This window comes from Pseudomonas sp. BW16M2 (assembly GCF_014268865.1).
GTDB lineage: Bacteria > Pseudomonadota > Gammaproteobacteria > Pseudomonadales > Pseudomonadaceae > Aquipseudomonas > Aquipseudomonas peradeniyensis.
Map to the genome: position 1 here is coordinate 1 of NZ_JABWRI010000047.1, position 13,237 is coordinate 13,237.

Genomic DNA, 13,237 nt, shown 5'->3' on the forward strand with positions numbered 1-13,237 from the left:
GGCTTGCCCCGCGATAGCGATGGTGGGTCTGACATCGCAATCGCGGGGCAAGCCCGCTCCCACGTTCCCGAATCAGATCCTGAAACTCCCCACCAGATGCTTCAACCGCTCGACCTGATGTTCAAGGTCGGTGCAGGCACGCAAGGTGCTCTGCAGGTTGTGCACCCCTTCCTGGTTCAACGTATTGATCTCGTTGATGTCGACATTGATCGACTCGACCACGGCCGTCTGCTCCTCGGTGGCGGTGGCCACCGACTGGTTCATGCCGTCGATCTCGCCGATGCGCTGGGTGACGCTGCCCAGGCGCTCGCCGGCCTGGTTGGCGATGCCCACGCTGCGATCACTGTGCTGCTGGCTCTGGTTCATGGTGCTGACCGCCACCTGGGCGCCTGCCTGCAGCTCTTCGATCAGGCGCTGCACCTGCTGCGCCGAGTCCTGGGTACGGTGGGCCAGGTTGCGCACCTCGTCCGCGACCACGGCGAAGCCGCGCCCGGCCTCACCGGCGCGGGCGGCCTCGATGGCGGCGTTGAGCGCCAGCAGGTTGGTCTGCTGCGAGATGCCGCTGATCACATCGAGGATCTGACCAATGTTCGCCGTGTGGTTGTTCAGCGTCTCGATGTTGCCGCTGGCGTCGCTGATGCGTGCCGACAGCTGGTTCATCACGTCGATGGTCTCGCCGACCACCTGCTGGCCTTCCTCGGCCAGGCCGCGGGCGGCGCTGGAGTGCTGCGAAGCGAGGGCGGCGTTCTGGGCGATTTCCTGGGCGGCGGCGCCCAGCTGGTTGATCGCCGCGGCCACGCTGCTGGTGCGGCTCGACTGCTGGTCGGCGTTGTGGATCGAAGCGTTGGAGGCGTTGACCACCTGGCTGGCCACGGCATTCACCTGGCCGGTGGCCGAGGCCACTTCACGGATCGATTCGTGGATCCGCTCGACGAAACGGTTGAACGACTGCGCCAGGCTGCCGAACTCGTCCTGGGCGTGGATGTTCAGGCGTCGGGTCAGGTCGCCCTCGCCCTCGGCGATGTCGCGCATGGCGCGGCCCATGACGTGCAGCGGTTCCATCAGCACGCGGATCAGCAGGCCGAGCAGGGCGATGATCACCACCACCGCGATCAGCGTCGCCACCAGCGCCGAGGTGCGCAGCTCGCCGAGCATGGCGAAGGCCGCGTCCTGGTCCAGCACCAGCGCCACGTACCAGTCCGCCGACGGCACGCCGTCGACATGGGTGAAACTGATGAACTGCCGACGGCCCTCGACCTCGACCTCTTTCAGACCGCTGCCGATGCGCAGGTCGTTGCCGGGGTAGACATCGGCCAGGGTCTTGAGCGCCAGCTCACCCTTGGGGTGGATGAGCACCTTGCCTTCGCCGTTGACGATGAAGGCATGGCCGCGACCGCCGAAGTCCAAGGTGTTGATCAGGTTGCTGATGGTCTGCAGGTCGGTGTCGACACCGCTCACGCCGATCATGCGCCCGCCCTGCTGCACCGGGGTGGCCAGGGTGATCACCAGCTTGCCGGCCGAGACCGAGATGTACGGCTCGGTGACGATGGTCTGGCCCGCCGCGCTGGCCGCCTTGTACCAGCCGCGCACGCGCGGGTCGTAGTCGGCGGCGCGGTTGCCCACCGGCACCGACTGCATGCTGCCGTCCTGGCCGCCGAAGTAGGTGAGGATGAAGTTGCCGCTGTACACCGGCAACGCCAGGATGCGGTCGAGGCTGCCCTTGGCCGGGCCGTCGACGGCGATCTGCTGGGCCACCGAGTTCACCAGCTGGATGCGGCTGTCGAGCCAGGTGCGGATGTTGCCCGCGGTCAGGTTGCCCAGTGACTGCAACGTCGATTCGGTGTCGCTGCGCAGCGACTGGCGTTGCCGGTAGTCGTTGAACAGGACGAAGCAGGTGAAGGCGACGGCCACCACGAGGGCGGCGGCCAGCAGGATCTTGTGGCTGAACTTGAGGTTCTTGGTCATTTTTCTTGGAATCTGCGCACGGGCACGAAGGGGAGGGGTGCGGCAAAAGGCCACACCACCGCTCTATGTCGACGCGCAGGAATAAAACATTAATCGTTTGCGCACCAGGCGACCAACGGCGCACAACGAAACCTGGCCCGCCAGGGAACCGCGGAGCCTTTTTCCCTTCTAAGCTCCCTGCAGGCCCTCGTACCTGCGTATCCACCTCCAGGAGTGTCCCTTCATGTCGTTGCGTTCCCTCGCCCTGTTGTCCTTGTGTGTCGTCCTGACCGCCTGCAGCAAGATCAACCAGGAAAACTATTCCAAGCTCAAGGCCGGCATGAACAAGGCCGAGGTCGAGCAACTGCTCGGTTCGCCCAAGGAGTGCTCTGGCGCGCTGGGCATGAGCAGCTGCACCTGGGGTGACGAGAAGAGCTTCATCAGCGTGCAGTACGCGGCGGACAAGGTCCTCATGTATTCCGGGCAGGGCCTCAAATGAGGCGTCTGCACCTGCTGCTGGGCGTGTGCCTGGTGATGCTGCTGGGTGGCTGCGCCACCTCGGCCACCGACCCGCTGGCGCCGAAGACCGCAGGTGCGGTCGACCTCAAGCGTTACCAGGGCAAATGGTTCGAGCTGGCGCGCCTGCCGATGAAGTACCAGGACGGCTGTGCCCAATCCGAAGCCCACTACAACCTCAAGCCCGACGGCACGGTCGGCGTGCTCAATCGCTGCCGCACCATGGGCGACGAGTGGCTGCGCGCCGAAGGCCATGCCACGCCGCAGGAGGCCGGGCACACCGACAGGCTGTGGGTCGAGTTCGACAACTGGTTCACCCGCCTGGTGCCGGGCGTGGCCAAGGGCGCCTACTGGATCCTGTTCGTCGACGAACGCTACCACACGGCGATTGTCGGCAGCCCGGATCGCAAGTACTTGTGGATTTTGTCGCGCACGCCTTCGTTGCCGGCGTGGGAGCGCGAGAATCTCTTGGCCAAGGCGCGGCAGCAGGGGTATGACACCAATCGGCTGATCTGGCGCACGCCCGACAAGCAGATTGTCGTCCGGCATTGAGCCTGCTCACCATCTAGAGGTGGACGCGCCCCCTGTGGGAGCGGCCTTGCGTCGCGAAAGGGCCGCAAAGCGGCCCCAGCAACATCTTCATCGACATCGAGATCCCGGGGGCGCTATGCGCCCCTTTCGCGACGCAAGGCCGCTCCCACAGAGCCAGTGTTCACCCCAATAGCTGGCGTAGCACCTCGACAAACGCCACCGCACTTTCCTCTTCCTGCCCATGCCGCCCCTGGCGCACCACCCACTGCCCGTTGACCATCACATCGCGCACCTGGCGGTCGCCGCCCGCGAACAGCCAGCGGTTGAGGATCGCATCGCCGTCGGTCACGGCCAGATACGGGTCCTGCCCATCCAACACCAGCCAGTCCGCGCGCTTGCCCACGGCGAGTTCGCCGATCGGCTGCCCCAGCGCCTGTGCGCCACCCGCCAGTGCGGCATCATAGAGAGTGCGGCCCACCATCGGCTGGTCAGCGCGATACAGCCGGTTGCGCCGCTGGTCGCGCAGGCGCTGGCCATACTCCAACCAGCGCAGCTCCTCGACCACGCTGAGCGACACATGACTGTCCGAGCCAATGCCCATGCGCCCACCCTGGGCCAGGTAGTCCACCGCCGGGAAGATACCGTCGCCCAGGTTCGCCTCGGTGGTCAGGCATAGCCCGGCCACCGCGCCGCTGCGGGCCATGGCGGCGACTTCGTCGGCTTCGGCGTGGGTGGCGTGGACCAGGCACCAGCGCTGGTCGACTTCGACATGCTCGTACAGCCACTGCAGCGGACGGCGGCCGCTCCAGGCCAGGCAGTCATCGACTTCCTTCTGCTGCTCGGCAATGTGGATATGGATAGGGCAGGCCGTATCGCCGGCGCCCAGCACATCGGCGATCTGGCCCGGCGTTACCGCGCGCAGGGAATGGAAGCACAGCCCCAGCGCCTGCGCCGGTTGTTGCGCCAGCAAGGGTGCAAGCTGCTGTTGCAGGCGCAGGTACTGCTCGGTGGAGTTGATGAAGCGCCGTTGGCCGTCGTTGGGGGCCTGGCCGCCGAAACCGGAATGGCTGTACAGCACCGGCAACAGGGTCAGGCCGATACCGCTGGCACTGGCGGCGGCGCTGATGCGGCGCGACAGCTCGGCGGGGTCGGCATAGGCCTGGCCGTTCTGGTCATGGTGCACGTAATGGAACTCGGCCACCGAGGTGTAGCCGGCCTTGAGCATCTCGATGTACAGCTGGCGGGCGATCACCTGCAGTTGCTCGGGGGTGATCCGGCCGACCAGGCGGTACATCAGCTCGCGCCAGGTCCAGAAGCTGTCGTTGGGATTGCCGGCGACTTCCGCCAGCCCCGCCATGGCCCGCTGGAACGCGTGCGAGTGCAGGTTGGGCATGCCCGGCAGCAACGGCCCGGCCAGGCGCTCGGCGCCATCGGCGCTGGCATCAGCCTCGATCGAGGCCAGTCGGCCGTCGGCGGCGACCTCCAGGCGGACATTGCGGGCCCAGCCCGAGGGCAGCAGGGCGCGTTCGGCGAAGTAGGCGGACATCGGTGAAATCCTGTTATTGTTAGCTTGTATATACATATACAGCCGTTTGCCTGCCGGGTAAACTCCGGCAAGCTACCGTTCACTCCAACCGCACAAGGATTCAACGCCGTGCCGACACCTCCTGTCTCCGCGCTGGTTGCCCAGATGGGCGAAGGGCCGGCGCCGCTCTACGCCCGGGTGAAACAGATGATCATCCAGCAGATCGAGAGCGGCAGCTGGCCGCCTCATCATCGGGTGCCCTCGGAGAGCGAACTGGTCAGCGAGCTGGGCTTCAGCCGCATGACCATCAACCGCGCCCTGCGCGAACTGACCGCCGAAGGCCTGCTGGTGCGCATGCAGGGCGTCGGCACCTTCGTTGCCGAACCCAAGAGCCGTTCGGCGCTGTTCGAGGTCAACAACATCGCCGACGAGATCGCCGGCCGTGGCCACCAGCATAGCTGCCAGGTGATCACCCTGGCCGAGGAGGCCGCTGGCTCCGAGCGCGCCCTGGCTCTGGACATGCGCGAAGGCCAGCGGGTGTTCCACTCGCTGATCGTGCATTACGAGAACGGCGTGCCGGTGCAGATCGAGGACCGCTACGTCAACGCCGCCATCGCCCCGGACTACCTCAAGCAGGATTTCACCCGGCAGACGCCCTACGCCTACCTGTCGCAGGTTGCGCCACTCACCGAAGGCGAGCACGTGGTCGAGGCCATCCTCGCCGAGCCTGAAGAATGCACGTTGTTGCAGATCGAGCGGGGCGAGCCGTGCCTGCTGATCCGCCGCCGCACCTGGTCGGGGCGCCAGCCGGTGACCGCCGCGCGCCTGATCCACCCCGGTTCCCGTCACCGTCTGGAAGGACGATTCAGCAAATGACCCAGTTGCAGCTGTTGCGTGCCCGGGATTATCCGCGCATGCCCTGGAAGAACGGTGGTGGCTTCACCGAAGAGATCACCCGCGATGCCGGCGACAGCCTGGACGGTTTCGGCTGGCGCCTGTCGATTGCCGATATCGAAGAGTCCGGAGGCTTTTCCACCTTTGCCGGGTATCAGCGGATCATCACCGTGTTGCAGGGTGACGGCATGCGGTTGCTGGTCGATGGCCAGGCCAGCCGGCCGCTGCTGCCGTTTGATCCGTTCGCCTTCAGTGGCGAGAGCCAGGTCAGTTGCAAGCTGCTGGGCGGGGCGATTCGCGATTTCAACCTGATCTATGCGCCGCAGCGGTATCGGGCGCGGTTGCAGTGGTTCGATGGCGGCAGCCGGGTGTTCAGTTCGGCGTCGACGCTGTTGCTGTTTGCCGCTGGCAATCATGTCGAGGTGGGGCTGGCCGGGGAGGGTGCGCAGCAGCTTGGGCGGTATGACTGTCTGCGGATCGATGGCAATGAAGGGTTGCTGGAGCTGGATGTGCAGGGGCGGTTCTGCCTGATCGAGCTCATTACACGTTGAGATAGCTGGGGCTGCTGCGCAGCCCTTTCGCGACACGAGGCCGCTCCTACAATGTCCGCGTTTGCCCTGGCTGACGCGGTCCCTGTAGGAGCGGCCTCGTGTCGCGAAAGGGCCGCAAAGCGGCCCCAGCTATTTCAGCCGCTCAGCGGATAGGTCTAAATTTTTTGGTTGTCCATGCTTGTACATACAAGTAAAGGTGTGTTTGTATATTGACCACGACATACCCGCCCGCGGACGACCGCAGAGGACCTCTCCCGTGACTGACAACAACAAATACCGTGACGTAGAAATCCGTGCCCCGCGTGGCAACAAGCTGACCGCCAAGAGCTGGCTGACCGAAGCTCCGCTGCGCATGCTGATGAACAACCTCGACCCGCAGGTCGCCGAAAACCCGAAAGAGCTGGTGGTGTACGGCGGCATCGGCCGCGCCGCGCGCAACTGGGAGTGCTACGACAAGATTGTCGAGACCCTGACCCGCCTGGAAGACGACGAAACCCTGCTGGTGCAGTCGGGCAAGCCGGTCGGCGTGTTCAAGACCCACAGCAACGCCCCGCGCGTGCTGATCGCCAACTCCAACCTGGTACCGCACTGGGCCAACTGGGAACACTTCAACGAGCTGGATGCCAAGGGCCTGGCCATGTACGGTCAGATGACCGCCGGCAGCTGGATCTACATCGGCAGCCAGGGCATCGTCCAGGGCACCTACGAAACCTTCGTCGAAGCCGGCCGCCAGCACTACAACGGCAGCCTGAAAGGCAAGTGGGTACTGACCGCGGGCCTCGGTGGCATGGGCGGCGCCCAGCCACTGGCCGCCACCCTGGCCGGTGCCTGCTCGCTGAACATCGAGTGCCAGCAGAGCCGCATCGATTTCCGCCTGGAAACCCGCTACGTCGATGAGCAGGCCAAGGACCTGGACGACGCCCTGGCGCGCATCGCCAAGTACACCGCCGAAGGCAAGGCCATCTCCATCGCCCTGCACGGCAACGCCGCTGAGATCCTGCCGGAGCTGGTCAAGCGTGGCGTGCGCCCGGACATGGTCACCGACCAGACCAGTGCCCACGACCCGCTCAACGGCTACCTGCCGGCCGGCTGGACCTGGGAGCAATACCGCGACCGCGCCCAGACCGACCCGGCTGCCGTGGTCAAAGCCGCCAAGCAATCGATGGCCGTGCACGTCAAGGCGATGCTCGACTTCCAGAAGCAAGGCATCCCGACCTTCGACTACGGCAACAACATCCGCCAGATGGCCAAGGAAGAGGGTGTGGCCAACGCCTTCGACTTCCCAGGCTTCGTACCGGCCTACATCCGCCCGCTGTTTTGCCGCGGTGTCGGTCCGTTCCGCTGGGCCGCGCTGTCCGGCGACGCCGAGGACATCTACAAGACCGACGCCAAGGTCAAGGAACTGATCCCGGACGACGCCCACCTACACCGCTGGCTGGACATGGCCCGCGAGCGCATCAGCTTCCAGGGCCTGCCGGCGCGTATCTGCTGGGTCGGCCTGGGCCTGCGTGCCAAGCTGGGCCTGGCGTTCAACGAAATGGTGCGCAGCGGCGAGCTGTCGGCGCCGGTCGTCATCGGCCGTGACCACCTGGACTCGGGCTCGGTATCCAGCCCCAACCGCGAGACCGAAGCCATGCGCGACGGCTCCGACGCGGTCTCCGACTGGCCGCTGCTCAACGCCCTGCTCAACACCGCGGGCGGCGCCACCTGGGTTTCGCTGCACCACGGCGGTGGCGTGGGCATGGGCTTCTCCCAGCACTCGGGCATGGTCATCGTCTGCGACGGTACCGACGAGGCCGCCGAGCGTATCGCCCGCGTGCTGACCAACGACCCGGGGACCGGCGTCATGCGCCACGCCGATGCCGGCTACCAGATCGCCATCGACTGCGCCAAGGAGCAGGGCCTGGACCTGCCGATGATCACCGGCTGATCGCCGCGCTTTGGATCGCACCCTTCACGGGTGATACTGAACAACAAGAAGGGGCCCCGCGTGGCCCCAAGCGATTGGAGTAGCGAAGTGACCGAATTGACCCTCAAGCCCGGCACCCTGACCCTGGCCCAGCTGCGCGCCATCCATGCCGCCCCTGTGCGCCTGCAACTGGACGCCAGCGCCGCGCCGGCCATCGACGCCAGCGTCGCCTGCGTCGAGCAGATCATCGCCGAAGACCGCACCGCCTACGGCATCAACACCGGTTTCGGCCTGCTGGCCTCGACCCGCATCGCCAGTCACGACCTGGAGAACCTGCAGCGCTCGCTGGTGCTGTCCCACGCCGCCGGTATCGGCGCGCCATTGGACGATAGCCTGGTGCGCCTGATCATGGTGCTCAAGATCAACAGCCTCAGCCGTGGCTTCTCCGGTATCCGCCGCAAGGTGATCGATGCGCTGATCGCCCTGGTCAACGCCGAGGTCTACCCACACATCCCGCTCAAGGGCTCGGTCGGCGCTTCCGGCGACCTGGCACCGCTGGCACACATGTCGCTGGTGCTGCTGGGTGAAGGCAAGGCCCGCTACAAGGGCCAGTGGCTGCCCGCCACCGAAGCCCTGGCCGTCGCCGGCCTCGAGCCGCTGACCCTGGCCGCCAAAGAAGGCCTGGCCCTGCTCAACGGTACCCAGGCGTCCACCGCCTACGCCCTGCGCGGTCTGTTCCAGGCCGAAGACCTGTACGCCGCGGCCATCGCCTGCGGCGGCCTGACCGTGGAAGCGGCACTGGGTTCGCGCTCGCCGTTCGATGCGCGTATCCATGAAGTGCGTGGCCAGCGCGGCCAGATCGACACCGCCGCGTGCTTCCGCGACCTGCTGGGCGACACCAGCGAAGTGTCGCTGTCGCATAAGAACTGCGACAAGGTCCAGGACCCGTACTCCCTGCGCTGCCAGCCCCAGGTCATGGGCGCCTGCCTGACCCAGATCCGCCAGGCCGCCGAAGTGCTCGGTATCGAAGCCAATGCCGTGTCGGACAACCCGCTGGTGTTCGCTGCCGAAGGTGACGTGATCTCCGGTGGCAACTTCCACGCAGAGCCCGTGGCGATGGCTGCCGACAACATCGCCCTGGCAATCGCCGAGATCGGCTCGCTGAGCGAACGCCGTATCTCGCTGATGATGGACAAACACATGTCCCAGCTGCCGCCGTTCCTGGTGGAAAATGGTGGGGTCAACTCCGGCTTCATGATCGCCCAGGTCACCGCCGCCGCGCTGGCCAGCGAGAATAAGGCGCTGTCGCACCCGCACAGCGTCGACAGCCTGCCAACCTCGGCCAACCAGGAAGACCACGTGTCGATGGCCCCGGCCGCCGGCAAGCGTCTGTGGGAAATGGCCGAGAACACCCGTGGCGTGCTGGCCATCGAATGGCTTGGCGCCTGCCAGGGCCTGGACCTGCGCAAGGGGCTGAAGACCTCGGTCAAGCTGGAGCAGGCGCGCCAGGCGCTGCGCAAGGACGTGCCGCACTATGACCGCGACCGCTTCTTCGCGCCGGATATCGAAGTGGCGTCCGAGCTGCTGGCCAAAGGTACCTTGACCGGCCTGCTGCCGGCTGGGGTCCTGCCTAGCCTGTAATGCCGTCGGGGGCCGCTTTGCGGCCCTTTCGCGGCGCAAGGCCGCTCCTACACAGGCAATGCGTTCCCCTGTAGGAGCGGCCTTGTGTCGCGATGGGCTGCGCAGCAGCCCCCCTCATTCTCACGACCAGAACAACAATAAGGACGTGACATGCAACAAGCTCAAGGTCTCAAGCGCGGGCTATCGGCCCGGCATATCCGTTTCATGGCGCTCGGTTCGGCAATCGGTACCGGGCTTTTCTACGGTTCGGCCTCGGCCATCCAGATGGCCGGCCCGGCCGTGCTGCTGGCCTACCTGATCGGCGGCGCCGCCGTATTCATGGTCATGCGCGCCCTCGGCGAGATGGCCGTGCACAACCCGGTGGCCGGCTCCTTCGGCCACTACGCCAGCACCTACCTCGGCCCCATGGCCGGTTTCATCCTTGGCTGGACCTACGCCTTCGAGATGGTCATCGTCGCCATCGCCGATGTCACCGCCTTCGGTATCTACATGGGCTTCTGGTTCCCCGAGGTCGCCCGCTGGATCTGGGTGCTTGGCATCGTCTTCCTGATCGGTGGCCTGAACCTGTGCAACGTGCGGGTCTTCGGCGAGATGGAGTTCTGGCTGTCGCTGCTCAAGGTCGGCGCCATCGTCGCGATGATCCTCGCCGGCCTGGGCATCATGGCCTTCGGCTTCAGCCAGGTGGGGACCGGGCACGCGGTCGGGGTGAGCAACCTGTTTGACCACGGTGGCTTCATGCCCAATGGTGTCAGTGGCCTGATCGCCTCGTTCGCGGTGGTGATGTTCGCCTTCGGCGGCATCGAGATCATCGGTGTCACCGCCGGTGAGGCGAAAGACCCTCAGCGCGTCATCCCCAAGGCGATCAACGCTGTGCCGCTGCGCATCCTGCTGTTCTACGTGCTCACCTTGTTCGTGCTGATGTGCTTGTACCCGTGGCCGCAGATCGGCAGCCAGGGCAGCCCGTTTGTGCAGATCTTCAGCAACCTGGGGATCGGTTCGGCCGCGGCCGTGCTCAATATCGTGGTGATCTCGGCGGCCATCTCGGCGATCAACAGCGACATCTTCGGCGCCGGCCGCATGATGTACGGCCTGGCCCAGCACGGCCAGGCGCCGCGTGGCTTCGGAAAACTGTCGAAACACGGCGTGCCGTGGATGACCGTGGTGGTGATGGGCGCGGCGCTGCTGATCGGCGTGCTGCTCAACTACCTGATCCCGGAAAACGTGTTCTTGCTGATCGCTTCGATCGCCACCTTCGCCACCGTGTGGGTGTGGCTGATGATCCTGGTCACCCAGGTCGCCATGCGCCGCAGCATGAGCCGCGAGGAGGTCGCCCAGCTCAAGTTCCCGGTACCGTTCTGGCCCTATGGCCCGGCCCTGGCCATTGCCTTCATGGTGTTCATCTTCGGTGTGCTCGGCTACTTCCCCGACACCCAGGCGGCATTGATCGTCGGGGTGATCTGGGTGGTGTTCCTGGTGGCCTCCTACCTGCTGTGGTGCAAGCCGCGCGCCGGTGGTGGCGAGCCGCTCCGGGAGCCTGCCGAGCTGCACCGCTGAATTAGAAAGGAGATCCTGATGAGAACCCTCTGGCAGCACTGCCACGCCGCGACCATGACCGACGGCCGCTACGCGGTCATCGAAGACGCGGCGATCGTCACCAGCGCCGGGCTGATCGAGTGGATCGGTCCGCGCGATGACGTGCCGCCGGTTGCGGCCGACCGCGTCGTCGACCTGGACGGTGCCTGGGTCACGCCCGGGCTGATCGACTGCCACACCCACGCGGTGTTCGGCGGTAACCGCAGCGGCGAGTTCGAGCAGCGCCTGCAGGGCGTCAGCTATGCCGAGATCGCCGCACAGGGTGGCGGCATCGCCAGCACCGTGCGGGCCACCCGCGCGGCCAGCGAGGACGAGCTGCTGGCCAGTGCCCGCCAGCGGGTCCAGGCACTGATGCGCGACGGCGTGACCACGATCGAGATCAAATCCGGCTACGGCCTGGACCTTGAGAACGAACGCAAGATGCTGCGCGTCGCCCGGCGCCTGGGTGAGGAGCTGCCGGTCACCGTGCGTAGCACCTGCCTGGCCGCCCACGCGCTGCCGCCGGAATACGCGGGCAGGGCGGACGACTACATCGACCATATCTGTGAGCAGATGCTCCCGGCGTTGGCCGCCGAGGGGCTGGTGGACGCGGTGGATGCCTTCTGCGAGCACCTGGCCTTCTCCCCGGCCCAGGTCGAGCGCCTGTTCATCAAGGCGCGCGAGCTGGGGCTGCCGGTCAAGCTGCACGCCGAGCAGTTGTCATCGCTGCACGGCTCGAGCCTGGCGGCCCGCTACCAGGCACTGTCGGCCGATCACCTGGAGTTCATGACCGAGGAAGACGCCATCGCCATGGCCGAGGCCGGCACTGTTGCCGTGCTGTTGCCTGGGGCGTTCTACTTCCTGCGCGAAACCCAGTTGCCACCGATGGACGCCCTGCGCCGGCACGGCGTGAAGATCGCCCTGGCCAGCGATCTCAACCCCGGTACTTCGCCGGGGCTGTCGCTGCGCCTGATGCTGAACATGGGCTGCACCTGTTTCCGCATGACCCCCGAGGAGGCCCTGGCCGGTGTCACCGTGCATGCCGCCACGGCGTTGGGGCTGGGCGACAGCCACGGCTCGCTGGAAGTGGGCAAGGTGGCGGACTTCATCGCCTGGCAGATCGAACGCCCGGCCGACCTCAGCTACTGGCTCGGCGGCGACCTGCCCAAGCGCGTGGTGCGCCTGGGCCACGAAATATCCAACTGAAAGGTTCGATGCTGCACTGCGGTGCCGGGAGCAGAGCTTCGTGGGAGCGGGCTTGCCCCGCGATACCGGCGAAGCCGGTGCCATCCATCGAGGGGCAAGCCCGCTCCCACGAAGGTCAATCAGATACGCTGTAGGAGTCATATGGACAAGGTATTGAGTTTTCACCAGGGCCGCCTGCCACTGCTGATCAGCATGCCCCACGCCGGGCTGGGCCTGACGCCAGCCGTGCGCAATGGCCTGGTCGACCAGGCACGCAGCCTGCCGGACACCGACTGGCACATTCCACGCCTGTACGACTTCGCCCGTGACCTGGGCGCCAGTGTGGTGGCGGCGGAGTATTCGCGCTTCGTCATCGACCTGAACCGCCCGGATGACGACAAGCCGCTGTACGTCGGCGCCACCACCGGCCTGTACCCGGCGACCTTGTTCGATGGCGAGCCGTTGTTCAAGGACGGGCAAGTGCCGAGCGCCGATGAGCGGGCGAGGTACCTGGAAGGGATCTGGCGCCCGTACCACGACACGATTCGTCGTGAACTGGAGCGCCTGCGCACCGAGTTCGGCTATGCGCTGCTGTGGGACGCCCACTCGATCCGTTCGCTGATCCCGCACCTGTTCGACGGCAAGCTGCCGGACTTCAACCTCGGCACCTTCAACGGTGCCAGTTGCGATCCCCAGCTGGCCGAGCGGCTGCAGGGCGTGTGCGCCGAGTTCCGGCAATACAGCCATGTACTCAACGGGCGCTTCAAAGGCGGACACATCACCCGCCACTATGGTGACCCTTCCCGCCAGATCCATGCCGTGCAACTGGAGCTGGCGCAGAGCACTTACATGAATGAAGTCGAGCCGTTCGCCTACCGCGAGGACCTGGCGCAACCGACCCAGGTGGTCCTGGGACGGTTGCTGGAGACGGTCCTCGCGTGGGGCCGGGAGCGATACGGGCGCTAGCGC

At 66.0% G+C, this 13,237-nt stretch carries 11 protein-coding genes; 9 read left to right on the forward strand and 2 right to left on the reverse strand.

Translation table 11 applies throughout. The features are described 5' to 3' along the window. Nucleotides 1–72 precede the first annotated feature (72 nt). Entirely contained in the window at nt 73–1,965 is a 1,893-nt protein-coding gene (locus tag HU735_RS25795) for a methyl-accepting chemotaxis protein (protein ID WP_186716270.1), read from the reverse strand. A gap of 223 nt (nt 1,966–2,188) precedes the next feature. On the opposite strand from HU735_RS25795, the gene bamE reads away from it, so the two are divergent. Both bamE and HU735_RS25805 read left to right on the forward strand, forming a co-directional pair. Continuing rightward, complete coding sequence (gene bamE, locus HU735_RS25800) at nt 2,189–2,443, forward strand: outer membrane protein assembly factor BamE (RefSeq protein WP_028688397.1); 255 nt, start codon at nt 2,189–2,191, stop codon at nt 2,441–2,443. Further along, complete coding sequence (locus HU735_RS25805; protein WP_186716271.1) at nt 2,440–3,012, forward strand: lipocalin family protein; 573 nt, start codon at nt 2,440–2,442, stop codon at nt 3,010–3,012. The genes bamE and HU735_RS25805 overlap by 4 nt, the downstream gene beginning before the upstream one ends. 160 nt (nt 3,013–3,172) lie before the next feature. On the opposite strand, the gene HU735_RS25810 is transcribed toward HU735_RS25805, so the two are convergent. Next, nucleotides 3,173–4,537 carry a formimidoylglutamate deiminase gene (locus tag HU735_RS25810; protein WP_186716272.1) on the reverse strand — a complete coding sequence of 455 codons (1,365 nt, stop codon included), beginning with the start codon at nt 4,535–4,537 and terminating at the stop codon, nt 3,173–3,175. Between the two features lie 144 nt (nt 4,538–4,681). Between HU735_RS25810 and hutC the strand changes: the two genes are divergently transcribed. From hutC to hutG, 7 genes are all read left to right on the forward strand, one after another. Continuing rightward, nucleotides 4,682–5,392, forward strand: coding sequence for a histidine utilization repressor (gene hutC / locus HU735_RS25815; RefSeq protein WP_177330863.1), 711 nt, complete (start codon nt 4,682–4,684; stop codon nt 5,390–5,392). Beyond that, a complete protein-coding gene (locus HU735_RS25820; protein WP_186716273.1) occupies nt 5,389–5,961 on the forward strand; it encodes a HutD family protein in 573 nt (190 codons plus the stop codon). The genes hutC and HU735_RS25820 overlap by 4 nt, the downstream gene beginning before the upstream one ends. A gap of 256 nt (nt 5,962–6,217) precedes the next feature. Continuing rightward, nucleotides 6,218–7,891: a urocanate hydratase gene (hutU, locus tag HU735_RS25825; protein ID WP_028688392.1), complete on the forward strand. Its 1,674-nt coding sequence runs from the start codon at nt 6,218–6,220 to the stop codon at nt 7,889–7,891. Nucleotides 7,892–7,978: 87 nt separating this feature from the next. Next, a complete protein-coding gene (hutH, locus tag HU735_RS25830; protein ID WP_186716274.1) occupies nt 7,979–9,511 on the forward strand; it encodes a histidine ammonia-lyase in 1,533 nt (510 codons plus the stop codon). A gap of 150 nt (nt 9,512–9,661) precedes the next feature. Continuing rightward, nucleotides 9,662–11,065 (forward strand): amino acid permease, encoded by a 1,404-nt coding sequence (locus tag HU735_RS25835; protein ID WP_050707275.1) that lies wholly within the window; start codon nt 9,662–9,664, stop codon nt 11,063–11,065. An 18-nt stretch (nt 11,066–11,083) separates the two neighbouring features. Further along, entirely contained in the window at nt 11,084–12,289 is a 1,206-nt protein-coding gene (gene hutI, locus HU735_RS25840) for an imidazolonepropionase (RefSeq protein WP_186716275.1), read from the forward strand. A 141-nt stretch (nt 12,290–12,430) separates the two neighbouring features. Beyond that, nucleotides 12,431–13,234: an N-formylglutamate deformylase gene (gene hutG / locus HU735_RS25845; RefSeq protein WP_186716276.1), complete on the forward strand. Its 804-nt coding sequence runs from the start codon at nt 12,431–12,433 to the stop codon at nt 13,232–13,234. Nucleotides 13,235–13,237 lie beyond the last annotated feature (3 nt).